We start from the raw sequence: 17,563 nt of genomic DNA, 5'->3' as shown, positions 1-17,563 counted from the left end.
ATTTTTGATGAGGCGGGCGTTTTTGGGATTGAACGAACCCGCTGACGCGGGATTGGCGTGTGCATTGGCTGGAATGGCCTCCTGATGGGAAGGTTTGGTTGCTGAGACCAACCCCTGACCAGGAGACCATCCCATGGCTGAAGCCACGGCAGCGGTAAGCCCGCTGCGCCGTCGCATGATCGACGACATGAGCTTGCGCAACCTGTCGCCCGCGACGCAACGATCCTATCTGCATGCGGTGGCGAAGTTCAGCCGTTATTTCGGCCGGTCGCCGGATCGTCTGGGGCTGGAGGACGTCCGTGCGTTCCAGGTTTATCTGGTGTCGCAGGGCATTTCCTGGCCGGCGCTGAACCAGACGGTCTGTGCGTTGCGTTTCTTCTACGGCGTGACGCTGGACCGGGCGGAGATCCCGGAGCGCATCGGCTATGCGCGCACGCCGCGCAAGTTGCCGGCGATCCTGAGCGCCGACGAGGTGGTGCGCTTTCTGGAAGCGGTGCCATCGTTGAAGGCGCGCACTGCACTGACCACCGCCTATGCCGCGGGGTTGCGCGCCTCGGAGGCGGTGAGCCTCAAGGTGGCGGATATCGACAGCGACCGGATGGTGATCCAGGTCCGCCACTGTCGATACCGGGTCAATACTCCCCATAAGTGCCGTTTGAATCTTCCTCAGTTTAGCGTTGCCGCCGGTCTTCCGGGGCGCGCCCCGGAGGACCGGCGGCGCGTCATCACCGATACCCCTCTCGATGGTCGAGAGGGGAATGGCGGTGATCAAACTTGGGGAGATAGTCATGATCTTGGATATGCATCGGCAAGGGCTGTCGGTGTCAGCGATCGCCAGGCAGACCGGCGTCAATCGAAAGACAATCCGCAAATACATCGAGCGTGGCCTTGAGGCCCCTGCCTATGGACCAAGGAAGCCGCGGGCGACGGTGATTGATCCATTCACCGCCTATCTGCGTGAACGGGTTGCCGCCTATCCCGGCCTTAGCGGTCGGCGGCTCTTGCGAGAGCTGAAGGATCGTGGGTATGCCGGTTGCTACACTACCGTCACGGACTTTCTCAGAGACGTTCGTCCGACCTCAGAACCCGGCTTTGAAGTTCGGTTCGAAACAGCTCCCGGCGAACAGGCCCAGGTGGATTTCGCCCAATTCCATGTCGTCTTCACCGATGAGCCGGCAACCCCCAGGATAGTCTGGCTGTTTTCTATGGTGCTGGGCTATAGCCGTCTCATCTGGGCGCGCTTTGCCATGCATCAGGATCTGCCGACGGTGTTGCGATGCCACGCCGCGGCGTTCGATGCGATCGGCGGCGTTCCACGCGAGATCCTTTACGACCGAATGAAGACTGCCGTCATCGGCGAAGGCGAGACGGGCGGCATTGTTTATAACCGCGCTCTGCTCGATCTCGCTCGCCATTTCGGCTTTCATCCAAAGGCCTGCAAACCATATCGCGCCAAGACGAAGGAGCAGGCATCACGATGCACCTTGTTGGAGTTGTTGAGCGACAATTAATCTGGGCGGACGACCACCATATCGACTGCCGGCGCCTTTTTCGAGTCTGACGTTGCCCGGCGGTTCGTATAAGTATCGATGGTTGGTTGCGTATCGATGGCGCTTGAGAATGCCCTTTCGCCCGAGTTGGTGAACGGTCGAGGCGCACACGCCGAGCTGCTGGGCTACTTCCTCGCCGGTCAGCATTCCGCTCTCCCGCAGCCGTTCGTACCGGTTCTTCAATCCATAGGTGCGGCGCACGAGCATGACCTTCTTCAGGGTGAAGGGTTCGCCGCGCCAGTTGCGATGCCCGAGTTCATTGAGGCGGGCAGCGATCTGCTGGTCGTTGGCGGTCTCCAGCAGCTCATTCATCAACGCCACGACCTGTGCCGGCGTCTTGCGTATCACTGACATGGGCCGCGGTCTGGTCACCGACAGGCTCTGCGTGCGCCCGCCGCGCCAGCGGATATGGATGTTGACCTGCTCGTCGACGAGCAGCGTCACATCTTCGATGAGAAGGCCGAGCATGCGCTTGCGTTCGACGGCACCGGTGCGCTCGTCGTTCCAGATGCGCGGGAAATCGGCGGCCAGCGCCCTGATGCGCTTCTGCGCTGGCTCATCCAGCAGCGAGCGGTCGGCTTCGTTCTGGCGCTCGTGCTCGCGCTGGAGTGCGTCGAGGTCGCGCAGCCGTGCGTTCCAGTCGGCTTCCAGCGCGTCGGCGACCAGGCGGTTATCCGGATCGACCTTCAGGTAGCGCCGGCGGGCCAGTTCAGCCTCGTAGCGGGCGCGTTGCAGCTGCGTGCCGCGCAGGGCCGCGGCCTGCTCCACGCGCTTGGTGATCTCCTGCTGCACGGCAAGCGCGACGTCGATCGCTGCCGGCGCCATCGCCTCCAGCAGGAGCGCGCTCACCGCGTCGTCGACTGGAGCGCCGCGCACCCATTGGCAATGTTTGCCGGCGTGCCGCACGACGGCTTCGTTGCAGACATAATACGGGCGCAGCCGCCCCTCGAATGGCTCGTAATGGACGCGCATGCGTGCACCGCAGCGGCCGCACAGCAGCCGTCCCTGCAACAGACCGCTGCCCTGGCGGGGCAGCGTCCGCGCAGGCCAGGTGAAAAGCCGGCGGCGTTCTGTTCCAGGGTAGTCTGATTGCGCTCGTACTCGGCCCAGGAAATGTAGCCCTCGTGGGCGTCGGGTATAAGCACCTGCCAGTCGGATCTCGCCACGCGCAGCTGCACGGACTTGAGCTTGGCATTGTAGGCGGTGCGCGTGCGCCCATAGGCGAATGCGCCGGCATATCGCGGGTTGTGCAGAATCTGGAGCACGCGGGAATGGTCTATCTCGCTCCACAGGACGTCGCCCTTGCCGATGCCGCGACGGATACGCCGGGGAAAGAGGATCTTCTCGCCGCGCAGGCGGCGCACGACGGCGCAGGCCGAGCCGGTCTCGCGGAAGGTATCGAACAGGAGCCGAGGTAAGCGCCGAATCATTGGGGAGCTTGTCGCGTCGAGCCGACGCGATGCTGCTTGCGCAGATCACCAACATGCAATTTGGTTGATGTTCGGCGCACATGGGAAGGCCTACACCGGAAAGTGCTCTTCGGAGCCAACGCAAACATAAACAAACTTCCTTTAGCGCTTCCTTGAATTCCCCTATGCGGCGTTATGCAAAATCGGTAAATCGTTTGTTTCGATCAAACGTATCCACACCATGGATAGCTGCCGACATGCGGTTCAAAGGGCTGGATCTGAACCTTCTCGTCGTGCTCGACGCGCTGCTGAGTGAGCGCGGCCTCACGGCGGCGGCACGCCGCATCAACCTTAGTCAGCCGGCCATGAGTGCGGCCGTCGCGCGGCTGCGTGACTATTTCCACGACGAACTATTTACGATGAGCGGCCGCGAACGCATTCTGACACCGCGTGCGGAAGCACTCGCCCCCGCAGTTCGCGAGGCTCTCCTGCACATCCAGGGCTCGATTATTTCTTGGGATCCGTTTAGTCCGGCTCAATCCGATCGCCGCTTCAAGGTCATTCTTTCCGATTTCGTCACACTCGTGTTTTTTGAAAAGGTCGTCGAGCGTGTTGCGCGGGAAGCACCCGGCGTCACCTTCGAATTGCTGCCTATCGACGACAGCCCTGATGAGCTCCTCCGACGCGGTGACATCGATTTTCTAATTCTCCCGGATTTGTTCAAGTCGAGCGCGCATTCGAGAGTGGCGCTGTTCGACGAGACGCTCGTGTGCGTGGGCTGCGCCACGAACAAGCAGCTGCCACGGAAGCTTACATTCGAGAGATACATGTCGATGAAGCACGTTTCGGTCAAGTTCGGGCGTTTGCTAAAGCCCTCCATCGAGGAATGGTTTTTGCTTGAGCATGGTCTTAAAAGACGTGTCGAGGTCTCCGTGCAGGGCTTCAGCATGATCCCGCCAATGGTATCAGGCACAGATCGTATAGCGACCATGCCCTTGCGGCTGGTCAGGCATTTCGAAAAAACGTACCCCCTGCAGATTATCGACCTTCCGCTGCCACTTCCCGGATTTACCGAGACCCTCCAATGGCCGACCGCTCACAACAGTGATCCGGCAAGTATCTGGATGCGGGAGATAATGTTGCAGGAGGCGTCCAGCATGGCTACTCCAAGCAAGACCTCGGGACGTAGCACGCGCTCCTAGAATTCTCCGCCTATCACCCCGCTCATGTTCCTGCAGGCCTGAGGGCGATAGATCGGCTGCTTGGCAGGTGTTGCGAGCAGTCGGATCGGCTGAAGCTGTACGGGGCAAGGAGTGGAGCTCAGAGACGACGGGTTCATCAGCCTCTCATCCGCGGGTTGGGAACCGCCTTCCGTATCTTCAACTCGGCCTGTCCTTGGTCTAGGGAGCGGGAGTTGTGCGTCAAGTTCAGCAAATGGCCCTGGCATTGACGTCGGCGCGCGTTCGCCGCGCAGCCTCCTCATTCACCGTCGAGCCGAGAAGAGAGGCGCACAGCTTCCTCGGTGATCGCCTCCGCCTCGTATTGCACTCTCCACCAACCCCAATACCAACGCTTTCTTCAAGCGCCCCTAGCGCTTGAATAGCTGCGTTGAGAACCGGCTGGAAGGCACCCGCTATCTCAACAAGGAGCATTCGCGCGAGCACAAGAAGGAGGTGCTGCGACAGGCGGCCTGAACCGCTTCGTTCATCACAGGCTCGGTGTGAGCGGGGTGTTCGCGCCGTCAACGCCGCCTATCGCGCCACCTTCGACGGTGGCCTGCGGCCAGCCTTGACCGCGTTGCGCGCGCTCACCGCAATGTCGTGTGGTCGGGAGGAAGGGATGGTCACCGCCGACGAACAAACGGATGCCCGCTCCCACATGACGTTTTTGCAGAACTTGACGCACGCGACTCACCTTCAGAGCTCTCGTCGCACTTTGGAGCTGAACCCTTCTAACACTATGGGGACGGCGCCGGGCGGACTGGCTCGGCCACATAATCACGAGGGGAGTTCCCCACCGTGGCTCCGCCCCCGGCGCTGTGGCGCACGTTGGCTCGGAACCGCTATGATGGTGAAACCTCTCGCCGACGACCTGCAAGCAAGGGGCCATCTCATGCACGATCTCGGCCATAACCCCCGGTGGCTTCTTGCCGGCAGCTCTCAGGCGACTACAGCGGGCGCAGAGTCGGCCCTGCGCCTTCCAGATATTGTCGCGTACAGCTTTGGAAAGACCCTCGAGTCGAGCCTACGCCGCCTCAACGGTTAAGAATCTCGCAAAGTCGATACCCTGCGGATCGTCGAGCTTTCTGCCACTTCCCGCATTCGCCGAAGCGGCCAATGACCCGCCCTTCACAATAGCTATCCGGCAAGCATCTTGATGCGAGACGAGTTACAGGAGGTATTCTGTCATGGCTTCTACACCTGCCTGAATGCCAGAACCGCGTTCGTGCCGCCAAAGGCGAAGGAGTTGCTCAGTGCCACGCGCACCTTGCGCTCGCGTGGCACATTGGGCGTGACGTCGAGATCGCAATCGGGGTCCAGCTCACGATAATTGGCAGTTGGCGGCACGACGCTCTCGCGGATTGCCATCACGCAGGCGATCAACTCGAGCGCGGAGGCATCCCAGTGAATCGATGCCGAGTGAAGTTAGTCCCGTGGCAGCCGTTATCTCGCCGCCCGAGGCAGGCGCTATGCCGCCCTCCGACGCCGCGCGCGTCTTGATGATTGCGATTATTTCGTTGGTCAGTTGATCTACCATCTTGTTCCTTTCCAGCTTGCGTTTTCGACTTGGCTCAATGCCTGAGCCGCGCGGCGTTGCGAAATCTGCCTCTCACCAGCTTGTGCGACTCACCTAGACCAACTGCTTGGTGGAGGCCGGATGAGATCCGGGTGCACTGCGGCGTAGGCACCGAAGACGAAGAACGTCGCCGGCATCCGATGTTGCGCAGCACATCGAGGATTTGCGGTGTGAAAAATGGATTGGGGCTTCGCCAACCTTTGGTGAAGCGGCGCAGTATGCCAATGTGGGCCGCTATGCCGTGCGCGTCGTAGCCGATTGCGCGGAATTCCGGCCTCTCACCGGCCCAACTACGGCCGCCTTCGAATGGCTTTGCGTTGAAGGCCCAGTCCGTCCAGCACAACCTCCACCGCACGTCAGAGCGTATGGAAAGATTTCTCCTTTCGGGCTCTTTTTAACGCACTCGTCACGCGATAGAGGCAGTGGGCGATCGGTGCGCGTCAGATGCTGTTGTCAATGTAGGATTCAGAAATCGTTTGTTTCGATGAAACGCATTCACGCTATGGATAGCTGACGACATGCGGTTCAAAGGGCTGGATCTGAACCTTCTCGTCGTGCTCGACGCGCTGCTGGCCGAGCGCAATCTCTCGGCGGCGGCACGCCGCATCAACCTCAGTCAGTCGGCCATGAGTTCGGCCGTCGCCCGGCTGCGCGATTTTTTCGGCGATGAACTGTTCAGCATGAGCGGCCGAGAACGTATTCTGACATCACGTGCAGCAGCACTTGCCCCCGCAGTCCGCGACGCTCTCCTGCACATCCAGTCCTCGATTATTTCTTCGGATCCGTTTAACCCAGCTCGATCCGACCGCCGCTTCAGGATCATTGTTTCCGATTTCGCCACGCTCGTGTTTTTTGAAAAGGTCGTGGAGCGTGTTGCCCGCGAAGCCCCCGCCGTCAACTTCGAATTGCTGCCTCTCGACGATAGCCCCGATGAGCTCCTCCGGCGTGGTGACGTCGATTTTCTAATTCTCCCGGATTTGTTCACGTCGAGTGCGCATTCAAGCGTGCCGCTGTTCAACGAGAGGCTCGTTTGCGTAGGCTGTCCCACGAACAAGCAGCTGCCACGGCAGCTTACATTCGAGAGATACATGTCGATGAGGCACGTCTGCGTCAGGTTCGGACGTTTGCTGAAGCCCTCCATCGAGGAATGGTTTTTGCTTGAGCATGGTCTTAAGAGACGTGTCGAGGTCGTCGTGCAGGGCTTCAGCATGATCCCGCCTATGGTGTCCGGCACGGCTCGTATAGCGACCATGCCCTTCCGGCTGGTCAGGCATTTCGAAAAAACGTTCCCCCTTCAGGTCGTCGAACTTCCGCTGCCGCTCCCCGCTTTCACCGAAACCGTCCGATGGCCGGCTCTGCACAATAGCGATCCGGCAAGCATCTGGATGCGGGAGATAATGATGCAGGAGGCATCTCGGATGGCTGCTCCGCTGTGACACCACGGGAGGCTCTAGGCGCACTTAGATTTACTACGTCTGCCAGCACTTGCTTTTGCGTCAACATAGCGCGTTTGATGAAGTCAATGCTGGCGGCAAGTGCGCCTGCGAGATCGTCCAGCGTGCGGACTTCCTCGACCAGCTCGAATGAGAAGGGTCCCGCGTAGCCGCCATCAAGCAGCGCCTGGATCTGGCTGCCATTGTCGGACCCTCCAAGGAAGCGATCCGGGTAAATCCAGAAGGTCGGGTCGTTCACGCCTGAAATGTGCACCAGGCCAGTAAGCTCGCAGAACAAGGATATCTCCCCGGCCAGTGTGTGGTGGAACGTGTCGTGCACGAGGCGGTAGACGGACTGGCCATCAACTGCGGCAATGGCCTCGGCCGCTTCCTTCTTTGATCGCAGCGAGCAGGTTCGAAAGCCCAGCGGCTCGATGAGGCCGACTAGACCGCGCGACTGGAGGATCGGCTTGAGCGCATTTAGAGCGACGCGGAGATTGTCATGGCGCTCGCCGTTGCCGGCCCACGAGCCGTCGTTGACCGGCACCAGCACGACCATCTTAGCCCCGCACGCCGCCGCATAGTCGGCGAGCTTGCTCGCCTCGGCCTGACGCGTGGGAGTCCAGTCGTTGAAGCGCTGCAAGGCGTTGATGGAGATTATCGTGACGCCGGCTTTGGTAGCAGCAGACCGGACGTCCGCAGCCGGAATGGCGCGTGTAACAGGATTGCTGAAATGATGGTCACGAATTTGAACCTCGGTCAGGCCGTGGTCACGAGCAAGTGCGAAAATTGCACTGACGTCTAGTGAGGGCGCGGTCATGTGGTCGAGCGCAAAGCGGGGAGATACCTGGCGCATAGGGTTGGCTTTCCTTCCAGAAGTGCGGCGCCAGTTTCGCTTTGTCTGGCTTCTCCGCGCGCCCCCGCCACAGGCCGATGCACAAACCTGAATGAAGCAGGCGAGTCAATTGCGCGTTTCTTGCATTTATGATAGGAATCTCGGACCTTCTGATAGGATTACATCATTTCAAATATTTTCTGGCAGATAAATGTCAAACGGCAGAAATGTCTGCCCCGCTGTCTCCGCCGTGCCGGTCTTGATGGCGTTGTCCATAAGCGGCATCAGCTCCTGGCAAAGTCGGCGCAGTGGCGTGGCGAGCGCCATCGTAATGACGTCGTCGGCGAGGGCCCTCCGTGACTCCGGCGTGATTTCATTCACGATCGCGACGAGATCTTGACCTTTGCCCTCGTCCCGGAGCGCGGAGATGGCACCCTCCATGCCACCGCCGGCCATGTAGAAGCCGACGAGATCAGGTTCCCGCTGCATAAGATCCAGTAGCGTCTCGTAAGTGATCTCTCGTTTCTCAAGGTTCACGAGCGTATCGAGCACCTCGAATGCTGGCTGGTTCTCACGGAAATAGGAACGAAAGCCGCTTTCCCGCAGGCCATGACTCTGGAAACGGTGGCTGCCGACAAACACCGCCACTTTGCCAGGCCGTTTGGCGGCTTTGGAGAACATCCAAGCTGCCGTGCGCCCGACCTTGCGGTTGTCGAGACCGACGTAACCCTCGCGCACGCCAGCGGCGAAGTCAGAAAGCAGAGAGAAAACCGGGATGCCTTTAGCCTTGAGCTCCTCGACTGCTGCCGTGATCTTAGGATGGTCCGGAGCCACCATGCCTATCGCGTGACAGCGCCTACCAAGATCCTTGAGGGTAGCCGCCAGGTCCTCGGGCAAATGTGAGCGCGCGAATTCGATGGAAGGCCTGCCAACGAAGGACTCGGCCGAACTAACCGCTGCTTCGACCTCGCGCACGAATTCTTGGTAGAAATGCTGGGCCGGCTTTCTCAGGATGAAGCCCAGCCGATACCGCGGCAAGTCCGGTCGCCAGCGCTGTTTGATGAGACCCGCGTTATGATAGCCGATCGCGTGAGCGGCTTCGTGGACCCGCCGCGCGGTCTCCTCCCTCACTGGAAGGCGAGCGTTCAGCACCCGATCGACCGTTGCCACGCTCACCCCGGCTTCGCGGGCGAGATCGGCAATTGTGGGGCGCTTGGTCATGGGTCCAATTCTGAATAGTTCTAACGCCGGCTGACTCTCTGTCATCCAGCGTTCGGCGAAGGTTTTGGGCGGCAAAGTGCAAACGTCCGCATACGCCATGATCGATAGCGTATGCTACGAACAGCAATCCAAGCGTAACCGGGCGCGTATCTATGTATAGGTCGTTTGCCTAGGGAGCCTGTAACTTTGCACTCACGCATTTGTCGCTTCTGATTTCATCGCCAGGGGAGGCGTTGTTTGGAGGCCTGCTAGTCGATCGTTTGGTCTTGTGACCAGCCCGGTGACTTAATAGGTAGCGAAGCTGTGATTTACGCGGCGGGGCCGGTTTAATGCCCAGCAAACCGATGACCGCAGAAGGCGGCTTTCATCTGCGCTTGGTCCAATTCGCCTTCCCAGCGGGCGACGACGAGCGATGCCACCGCGTTACCGACGACATTCGTCAGCGCCCGGCATTCGGACATGAAGCGGTCGACGCCAAGGATCAGCGCCATGCCAGCAACGGGAACACTGGGTACTACGGCGAGCGTAGCGGCCAGCGTGATGAACCCCGCACCTGTTACACCTGCTGCACCCTTCGAGGAAAGCATCGCAACGAGCAACAGGAAAATCTGATCGGTAACCGACAAATGCGTGTTCGTCGCCTGGGCGATGAAGAGGGCCGCCAGCGTCATGTAGATATTGGTGCCGTCCAGGTTGAAGGAATATCCGGTTGGGATGACGAGACCCACGACCGAACGCTTGGCGCCGGCCTTCTCCATCTTCTCCATGAGCGAGGGCAGCGCCGCTTCCGAGGAGGACGTTGCCAGGACAAGCAGCAGCTCTTCCTTGATGTAGCGGATGAGCGAAAGGATCGAGAAGCCGTTGTAGCGGCAGACCGCGCCAAGAACGCCGAACACGAAGAGGAAGGCGGTGAAATAGAACGTCCCGACCAGCATCGCGAGGTTGACGATCGACCCGATGCCATATTTGCCGGTCGTGAAGGCCATTGCGCCGAAAGCGCCGATCGGGGCGGCCTTCATCAACAGGCTGACGAGCTTGAAAACGGGGGCGATAAGCGCCTGGAGAAAGCAAACGACTGGCTTGCCCGTCTCTGCGACCATGGCCAGGGCGATGCCGAACAGAACCGAGAAGAACAGGACCTGCAGGATGTTGCCTTCGGCGAAGGCACCAACGATCGTTGACGGGATGATGTTCATCAGGAAGCCGGTGACCGACTGCTCGTGGGCCTTGGCGGCATAGGTGTTGACAGTCGAGGCATCGAGCGAAGCCGGATCGACGTTGAGGCCGGCGCCCGGCTGAACGACATTGGCGACGACAAGGCCGACGATAAGTGCGAGCGTCGAGAAGGTGAGGAAATAGACCATCGCCTTGCCGGCAACTCGGCCGACCTTGTGAAGATCGTTCATGCCGGCGATGCCGGTCGCAATTGTCAGGAAGATGACAGGCGCGATGATCATCTTGACGAGCCTGATGAAGGCATCCCCCAGCGGTTTCACGCTCTCGCCGAGTTCCGGATAGAAATGGCCGAGGGCGACGCCGAGGACGATGGCGGCAAGCACCTGCACGTAGGGCTTGGCATAGAAGGCCTTGCGAGGCGCGGGACTCGCGCTGCGGATTTGTGGAGCTAACATCATTTCTCTCCCAACCGGATAGGGGCCGGGCTCTTCCTCCCTTCCAAGGTTTCTCCCGTCGCGACGCTCCGGTCGAACGCTGCTGCCAGGTCGGCCGCAAGTGCCGTGCCAAAATGAGGACCTGCGCCAATCACGGCCTTTCCCGGTTTCGGTCATCTTGCGTCAGTGGGAATGTGCGGATTTCCGCACTATCTGCCTCACTCCAGGCAGAGTTCCACACTAAGGTTCGCCACGGTCGGGTCTGAAGAGAATGCGGTGGCAGAAGACGCGATTGACAAGGGCGCCTTGCAACTCGCCTTTTTGATATTCCCTCTGGCAGATCGGCCGCCGGTCGACCTTTCTGCGTGCGGTTTTGCTGGGTGAGCCCCTCGGTTTTGTCGTCTTTGCGACGGGCCGCATCGCCGGCCACCAAAACGGAGTGTTCCCTACGCGAGCGTGCTCTTGCCACCCCGGCAGCCGACAGTTCTGAAAGGAGACGTCGAGAAGCAGGGATTGTTTCCGTTGGTCCTGACCCGCGACGGTCCGCTTCAAGAGATGCTTACATTCGCATTGCCAAGGAAGCCGTGCCTACGACCAGCTTCACGCTATCACCGCTTCTACATCATCACATTGACGGAATGACGGTTGCCGCGAGCAACGCCAGCGAGCCGACAGTGTCGTCGGCTGCCGTTGTCGCTTCCGGCTACTTCAAAACGAGGGTGAATGGCACAGCCACGCAACACGCTCTGCACGGTCAGCGCGCCAGGCACCGCGCAGACGCTGGGGACATTTCTGCCGTTCGACATCTTTCTGCTCGATGATAAAAAAGTGCTGATAGAATTCTATCATAGGCGACGAGTTTCCTGTCACAAATGAAAGAAAGCGCGGTTGACTAGTGGATGGAATCTAACACTTGGTGCCCGCGTTTGACGGCAGCGATGATCTTGTCTGGATCGGCGGTCCAAGTGAAGGGTTTAGGTTGCTGGTTGTGCTCTGCAACGAAGCGGTTGATCGCCGCCTGGAGGTCGACGACGGAGTGGAAGACACCGCGCCTGAGACGACGCTTCGACAGTTTTGCGAAGAAGCCCTCGACCGCGTTGAGCCACGAGCATGAGGTCGGTGTGAAGTGGGAAGGTGAAGCGCTGATGGCGGCCGAGCCAGGCACGCACCTTGGGGTGCTTGTGAGCGGTGTAGTTGTCGAGGACGACGTGGATGGCCTTGCTGGCCGGCACCTCGGCATCGATAGCGTTGAGGAAGCGGATGAATTCCTGGTGACGATGGCGCTGCCGATGACGGTGCCGTCGAGCACGTTGAGGGCGGCAAACAGGGTGGTCGTGCCGTTGCGCTTGTAGTCGTGGGTCATGGTGCCGAGCCTACCCTTCTTCATGGGCAGGCCGGGCTGAGTGCGGTCGAGCGCCTGGATCTGGCTCTTCTCGTCGACCGACAGCACGATGGCGTGAGCCGGCGGATCAACATAGAGGCCGACGACGTTGCGCAGTTTGTCGACGAACTGCGGATCGTTGGAGAGCTTGAACTGGCGCCAGCGGTTGGGCTGCAGCCCGTGCGCCTTCCAGATGCGGCGCACCGCGCTGGCGCTGATGCCGGCCGCGGCCGCCATCATGTCGGCGGTCCAGTGCGTCGTCTCGCCAGGCGGGTCCTGCAACGTCAGTGCCACCACGCGCTCGGCGACTTCAGGTCCGAGTGGGGCAATGCGCGAGGGGCGCGTCTTGTCGCGCAACAGTCCCTCGAAGCCTTCCGCGGCGAAGCGCTCCTGCCAGCGCCACACGCAGGTCTTGGACTTACCAGTTTGCCGCATGATCTCGACGGTGCCCACGCCGTCGCTGCTCAACAGAATGATCTCGGCGCGCCAAACGTGCTTCTGCGGCGCATTGCGATCTCTGATCAGCGCGCCCAGACGCTGACGATCAATCGAAGAAACGGTGAGGAATATTCCTGTACGCATGCGCCAGACTCGCATGCGCACTCACAAAAGGGAATCACCAGCCGGACTCTTATGTCAGGCGTAAACCACTAGCTACCCTCATTCCGACCTGTTGAATCAACGTGCGGTTGCGCCCGGCAGAAGCCTGGAACGGCGGCCACACTAGGCAACCACACTTCAGGGAGGAGAGTCAAGCCATGCTTCCGGTATCGCCTCGCTTTGCACTCGACTACACTGCGGCGCCCCGACTCGATGTTCAGGCATTTTTCACGCTTGCCCGTGACCAGGACCTGAACCACGTCCAATTCCGCGACCATCTTTTCAGCAATCCTGTTGCAGGCGGCATTCGGTCTGCGGAAGTCCGATCCGCCGTCTCGATTATCTCTGTCAACGCCTTGCAGCGCTTCAATGCGTGGCCTCCCGCGCGCGAGCAAGCTCGTCGATTTTGCCGCGGCCTGCGGGGCGAGGACGCTAGTCCCGGTCAACGACGGCTCGGCCGACAATGCCATTTGCCGAGAGCGTCTACGCGCCGGACGACGTCGCAGGCGCACACGCCGCGAGCTTCGCAGGCGCACATGCCGCGAGCATTGATTTCGCGGCGCGAGATTGAGGATGACATGCTAGACTTAGGCAATACTCGCGAATCCGAACAAAGGGCCGAGGAGAGACCGTCATGCTGCACATCGCTTCAGGACGGGAAAAGGGCTAACTCAAGATCCGAGACGAATAAAGCGGTCGCTATTGTGCCGTCGCACGAGAGAGCGCTTGCCGGCATCTTCGAAATATCGAAAGCACTCACCGCCCCCTCCCGGCTCCAAGTCACGTTGGCCAAGGTCGTCCATCTCCTGCGATCGTTTGTGCAGATGCGGCACGGCATCATCTCTCTCTTCGACGATGATTGCGAACTGGACGTCACCGTCGGCGCTGGCTGGAGCGAGAGCTGCGATGAGCGCTGCCGAATGTACCTGCCGCGTAACGCTACAATGAATCTTTGTGCCTCGTTGCTGGGAAGACGTCGGGCAGCCGACACGTACTGTCGGGTTTGTCGAGGCCGCGACATGGGACTGCTCGACCTGAGTTCCTGCTCCACTCTGACGTAAACCATTGACTAGGATGCAGAAGATTTTTTCTGAGCTTGCTTCGGCGCAATTGGCACGACGTTTGAAGCTCCCTTAGGCGAGGCGGCAAGAACCGCCGGCCGATCATCGTATCGTGGGCGTCCCCTCGCGACGGATGGAAGGAAGGAAGGAAAGCAACATGTCAGATCTGGGTCAGATCCGCTTTCTATCGGAAAGCAGCACCGCCCGCGGAATTCGAATGCCCCATCCGCCAATTGGCGTTGACACCCACAATCGCTCACCACCAACTGGTGCCCATTGACCGACTTGGGATCGCATTCGACCGGCATTTGCCGGTCAGTGTCATTGCGTTTCGCCGTTCTAGCTGCACGCCCGGTTGCAAGGCGATGTCGACGGCGATGCGCACGCTCTCCAGCAACACTCCGTTGCGGGCGAGTACGCGATCGGGATCGAGCATTCCCGGCGCGCTCTGTCGGCTGAAGATCACCCGGCAGGGCAACTGATCCTCAACAAGTATGCAGATCAGCGATTTCAAGGTGCAGACAGAAGACAGACAGGTGGACGACATGGACCAGCGCGTGAAACGCTCGCCGGCCGAAATCCGGCGGGCGCAGGGAGACATGCCGAATATACGCGAGCGCGATCTCGCCGCCCAGTTGGGCATTTCGGAAGCGGAACTGATTGCGGCGCATTGCGGTTTTGGCGTGGTGCGCATCGAGCCCCGCGTCAATGATCTGCTGACCGGCCTCGAAGCGGTCGGCGAGGTGATGGCGCTGACCCGCAATGAAAGTGCCGTGCATGAGAAGATCGGCATCTATGACAAAGTGGTCACCGGCAACCAACATGCCATGGTGCTCGGCGACGACATCGACCTGCGCATTTTCCCGGAAGCGTGGGCTTATGGCTTCGCAGTCGAGAAGCGCGATGGCAGCAACATCCGTCGCAGCCTGCGGTTCTTCGACGCCACCGGCGAGGCGGTGGACGGAGTGCATCTCAGGCCCGCTTCAAACCTCTATGCCTACCAGAAGCTGGTGGCGGCACTCGAATCCTCAAACCAGGAGCCGATCGTGTCGGCTCAGGCGAGCGGAGTCGACGATGACGCAGGGGTTCCGAACCAAGCGGCCACGGTCGAGGACCTGCGCGAGCACTGGAGCCGGCTGACGGACGTGCATCAGTTCTTCGGCATGTTGAAGAGGCTGGAGCTCAGCCGCTGCCAGGCGATGCGCATGGTCGGCCAGGACTATGCCTGGCTGCTCGACAACGATGCCGTTGGCGCCATGTTTGAACACGCCGCCGATGGCGAGATGCCGATCATGTGCTTTGTCGGCAATCGTGGCTGCATCCAGATCCATTCCGGCCCGATCAAGTCAGTCAAGCCGATCGGGTCCAGGATCAATGTCCTCGACGAAACCTTCCACCTGCATCTCAGGACCCACCACATCCGCGAGGTCTGGGCCGTGCGCAAGCCGACCAGGGACGGCCACGTCACGTCACTCGAAGCCTACGGTGCCGACGGCATGATGATCATCCAGTTCTTCGGTACGCGCCAGGAAGGCGAACGCGAGCGCGGCGACTGGCGTTTCCTTGTCGAGCATCTGCCGCGCATCCCCAACCCGTCCGCCGCGTGAGGCTCGGCGTTCTGCTGGCCGTCCCTTCGCCCGCCGAGGCCAATGAGGGCGTACCTGTTTTTTCCGATCCGTCATGGATCGCTGGATCGACCGCTGCATCACCGAGATCGTCTAAGCTTGGCGAGGAAGGTTATCTCGTCGCTCGCAATTCGACGAGCTACTATCCGAAAGCCGCGCTGAAGATGACCGATGTCGCCTACATGCGTCGGCTGTCGGACCAAGGCGTTCTGTCGGTCATTCCGTCCAACGTTCTGGCCTTGCATGGCAGCGACGCGAAGCGAAGCAAGCGGCCGATGTGTTGCAGAAATCGATCGGGCCCTTCATCGAGTTGCCGGGGGGACCTCCGCCATAAAGGCATCCTTGAATGATAGTCGGCAAGACCTCGGCGTCGATGTCAAAGCCCAGAAGTTCGCGGCCGAGATGGATGCAAAGCTGACGGCGGCCGAAAAGCAGACGGCCACGATCAAGGAGCGCAAGCGCATCCTGTTCGTGCTGTCGGCGCAAGACAGCAAGATCCTTGCCACGGGCAGCGACACGGCAGGCGACGGCATCATTAAGCGGTCAATGCGGTCGAGGGTTTCACCGGCTACAAGCAGATGTCCGACGAGGCGATCGTCGCTGCCAAGCCGGATTTGATCCTGCCGATGAAGAATGCCGGGTCGCCGACTCGCAGGACGAGCTGTTCGCGAATCGCTTGATCGCCATCGCCTCGACCCCCTGCGGGCATACAAGGGTCCGGAGGCGCCACAGAGACGTCAGAGGCCACCCATCCGGCGATGGTGCTGTCGCCAGATCAAGAGCTGTTCTCACAAACACGTCAAGTGCGAACAGAGGATGACGAAAAGGAGACGGTCCGAAGGACAATTCGGTTGGCGGAGCCCGGGGGCGACTGCTCCCGAATGAGGGTGAGCGTTTCTTCGATCCCGCTGGGGCCGACTCTGTGTTCCGGCTTGACGGCTACCGCTCGACGCACATCATGCGCGCTTCGAAGTCAAAGGTGTGCTTGTGCCCCTTGCCGTTGCGGTCAACGTAGTCGATTGCGGGCGGCTGATCGCGCACGTCGGCGACATTGGGGTGAGCCATAAGAATGTATGCGGCGTCGCGTTCGAGACCGCTTTCATAGACGAGTTTCCTGTTTGTCCTTGGATTCACGATGCTTCCCCTGCAAGAGCCTCTCGAACGCATTTTGAAGTTGCGGCTGGTCAACGAGTCCGACGGTGGAATGAAAATCCGGCCTGATCTTCTGGCAGTCTGAGATGGCTTGGTATGGATAAGCCCCCGCCCTCGGTCTCACCGCCAATCTCCTGATCGGGGAATGAGGAGCCTCGGGTTCCGGTCAGACTAGTTCCGGAGCGTGGAGTCTTGATATCTTTGGTCATGGCATAGCTCTCCTGTTCTCGGCGGGTTGCCGAGCTGGTCGTCGGGAAATGCGATAAGCTTCCCGAAGCATTGATCGAGCAGACGGATGTCCGCTGAGATCAGCGCGCTATGCGGTTCTGTGCGCTGGCGATCGGGGAAGGGCGCTAACTGCCTCTTGGGACTGTTGGAGGCAAGATGTCGACAGTCGGGGTTCAGGCAGTAGCGGCCGATATCGGATATTTCGCGGTGGTCGAAGGGGTCCAGGGAAAAGTCCACTCGGGGAGGGAAGGCTTCGACCGGGCGGTGCTGAAGCCGGATGTATGGAGTACAGGGCGTATCTGCAGCGAATTCTGTTGGACCGTTATCTCAGAGCCAGAAAACTGCCACTTCCGGAAGGATATGGGTTGACGGTCACTCCCCATCTTTCAGAGGAAAAAGGGTTCTCCCTCAGGAACAATAAGGGGAAGCTTCGATGGCTGTAGCGGGAATTTGGGGGTAGCAGCGGGTTGTTGGGTGTGGGCACCCAAGGAGCAGCGAAGGGCCGAATCAGTTTCGCCGCTGCCCGTCAGCCTATGAGACAAGGAGCAGGTGCGCGACTTACGGATTCGTATGGAAATGCCTCAAAGCGTACTCTTTTCCGGAGGCGTTTGATTCAGCGCAAGGACGTCGGGGAAAGCCGCGAGCAGAATGACGGCCGGGTT

12 protein-coding genes and 8 pseudogenes are annotated in these 17,563 nt (G+C 60.2%); 7 read left to right on the top strand and 13 right to left on the bottom strand.

The features are described 5' to 3' along the window. Positions 1 to 133 precede the first annotated feature (133 nt). Both AC56QP_RS12865 and istA read left to right on the top strand, forming a co-directional pair. Positions 134 to 892: a tyrosine-type recombinase/integrase gene (locus AC56QP_RS12865; RefSeq protein WP_497100535.1), complete on the top strand. Its 759-nt coding sequence runs from the start codon at positions 134 to 136 to the stop codon at positions 890 to 892. After that, positions 789 to 1,478, top strand: a pseudogene (gene istA, locus AC56QP_RS12860) (IS21 family transposase); the annotation flags it as partial. The gene AC56QP_RS12865 and the pseudogene istA, both read left to right, overlap by 104 nt. Here the strand turns inward: istA and AC56QP_RS12855 are convergent. Next, positions 1,473 to 2,522: a hypothetical protein gene (locus AC56QP_RS12855; protein WP_497100536.1), complete on the bottom strand. Its 1,050-nt coding sequence runs from the start codon at positions 2,520 to 2,522 to the stop codon at positions 1,473 to 1,475. The pseudogene istA and the gene AC56QP_RS12855 sit on opposite strands and share 6 nt — an antisense overlap. A 155-nt stretch (positions 2,523 to 2,677) precedes the next feature. Continuing rightward, positions 2,678 to 2,980: pseudogene (locus AC56QP_RS12850) on the bottom strand (recombinase family protein); the annotation flags it as partial. A gap of 236 nt (positions 2,981 to 3,216) precedes the next feature. On the opposite strand from AC56QP_RS12850, the gene AC56QP_RS12845 reads away from it, so the two are divergent. After that, entirely contained in the window at positions 3,217 to 4,161 is a 945-nt protein-coding gene (locus AC56QP_RS12845; protein ID WP_497100537.1) for a LysR family transcriptional regulator, read from the top strand. A gap of 505 nt (positions 4,162 to 4,666) precedes the next feature. Here the strand turns inward: AC56QP_RS12845 and AC56QP_RS12840 are convergent. The 5 genes and pseudogenes from AC56QP_RS12840 to AC56QP_RS12820 all read right to left on the bottom strand — a co-directional run. Then, the gene (locus AC56QP_RS12840; protein ID WP_497100538.1) at positions 4,667 to 4,864 is read right to left on the bottom strand and encodes a hypothetical protein; all 198 of its coding nucleotides are present in this window, start codon (positions 4,862 to 4,864) and stop codon (positions 4,667 to 4,669) included. A gap of 509 nt (positions 4,865 to 5,373) precedes the next feature. Beyond that, positions 5,374 to 5,577, bottom strand: a pseudogene (locus tag AC56QP_RS12835) (beta-ACP synthase); the annotation flags it as partial. Position 5,578: 1 nt separating this feature from the next. After that, positions 5,579 to 5,716, bottom strand: a pseudogene (locus tag AC56QP_RS12830) (nodulation protein NodF); the annotation flags it as partial. Positions 5,717 to 5,832: 116 nt separating this feature from the next. Continuing rightward, a pseudogene (locus AC56QP_RS12825) lies at positions 5,833 to 5,942 on the bottom strand (polysaccharide deacetylase family protein); the annotation flags it as partial. A 12-nt stretch (positions 5,943 to 5,954) separates the two neighbouring features. Continuing rightward, a pseudogene (locus tag AC56QP_RS12820) lies at positions 5,955 to 6,122 on the bottom strand (acyltransferase); the annotation flags it as partial. 151 nt (positions 6,123 to 6,273) lie between these two features. Between AC56QP_RS12820 and AC56QP_RS12815 the strand changes: the two are divergent. Then, positions 6,274 to 7,191, top strand: a complete 918-nt coding sequence (locus tag AC56QP_RS12815; protein WP_497100539.1) for a LysR family transcriptional regulator — start codon at positions 6,274 to 6,276, stop codon at positions 7,189 to 7,191. A gap of 76 nt (positions 7,192 to 7,267) precedes the next feature. Here AC56QP_RS12815 and AC56QP_RS12810 read toward each other — a convergent pair. The 4 genes and pseudogenes from AC56QP_RS12810 to AC56QP_RS12795 all read right to left on the bottom strand — a co-directional run. Continuing rightward, positions 7,268 to 8,044, bottom strand: a pseudogene (locus tag AC56QP_RS12810) (TIM barrel protein); the annotation flags it as partial. 168 nt (positions 8,045 to 8,212) lie between these two features. After that, positions 8,213 to 9,244, bottom strand: a complete 1,032-nt coding sequence (locus AC56QP_RS12805) for a LacI family DNA-binding transcriptional regulator (protein WP_489859446.1) — start codon at positions 9,242 to 9,244, stop codon at positions 8,213 to 8,215. Positions 9,245 to 9,570: 326 nt separating this feature from the next. After that, complete coding sequence (locus AC56QP_RS12800; RefSeq protein ID WP_489859447.1) at positions 9,571 to 10,875, bottom strand: dicarboxylate/amino acid:cation symporter; 1,305 nt, start codon at positions 10,873 to 10,875, stop codon at positions 9,571 to 9,573. An 871-nt stretch (positions 10,876 to 11,746) separates the two neighbouring features. Continuing rightward, positions 11,747 to 12,817, bottom strand: a pseudogene (locus AC56QP_RS12795) (IS630 family transposase). A 176-nt stretch (positions 12,818 to 12,993) separates the two neighbouring features. Here AC56QP_RS12795 and AC56QP_RS12790 point away from each other — a divergent pair. Further along, positions 12,994 to 13,896 (top strand): hypothetical protein, encoded by a 903-nt coding sequence (locus tag AC56QP_RS12790; protein ID WP_489859448.1) that lies wholly within the window; start codon positions 12,994 to 12,996, stop codon positions 13,894 to 13,896. Between the two features lie 256 nt (positions 13,897 to 14,152). Here AC56QP_RS12790 and AC56QP_RS12785 read toward each other — a convergent pair whose 3' ends face one another. After that, complete coding sequence (locus tag AC56QP_RS12785) at positions 14,153 to 14,443, bottom strand: hypothetical protein (protein WP_489859449.1); 291 nt, start codon at positions 14,441 to 14,443, stop codon at positions 14,153 to 14,155. Between AC56QP_RS12785 and AC56QP_RS12780 the strand changes: the two genes are divergently transcribed. Together AC56QP_RS12780 and AC56QP_RS12775 are read left to right on the top strand one after the other, a co-directional pair. Continuing rightward, positions 14,442 to 15,503 carry a hemin-degrading factor gene (locus tag AC56QP_RS12780; protein ID WP_489859450.1) on the top strand — a complete coding sequence of 354 codons (1,062 nt, stop codon included), beginning with the start codon at positions 14,442 to 14,444 and terminating at the stop codon, positions 15,501 to 15,503. The two genes, AC56QP_RS12785 and AC56QP_RS12780, sit on opposite strands and share 2 nt — an antisense overlap. Before the next feature lie 261 nt (positions 15,504 to 15,764). After that, the gene (locus tag AC56QP_RS12775) at positions 15,765 to 16,139 is read left to right on the top strand and encodes a hypothetical protein (RefSeq protein ID WP_497100540.1); all 375 of its coding nucleotides are present in this window, start codon (positions 15,765 to 15,767) and stop codon (positions 16,137 to 16,139) included. Between the two features lie 321 nt (positions 16,140 to 16,460). On the opposite strand, the gene AC56QP_RS12770 is transcribed toward AC56QP_RS12775, so the two are convergent. Further along, positions 16,461 to 16,655 (bottom strand): hypothetical protein, encoded by a 195-nt coding sequence (locus tag AC56QP_RS12770; protein WP_489859452.1) that lies wholly within the window; start codon positions 16,653 to 16,655, stop codon positions 16,461 to 16,463. Positions 16,656 to 17,563 lie beyond the last annotated feature (908 nt).

The organism is Mesorhizobium sp. RCAM 05104 (assembly GCF_059683645.1).
Note: the sequence above shows the minus strand (reverse complement) of the source record. Positions and strands in the feature narration are given on the sequence as shown.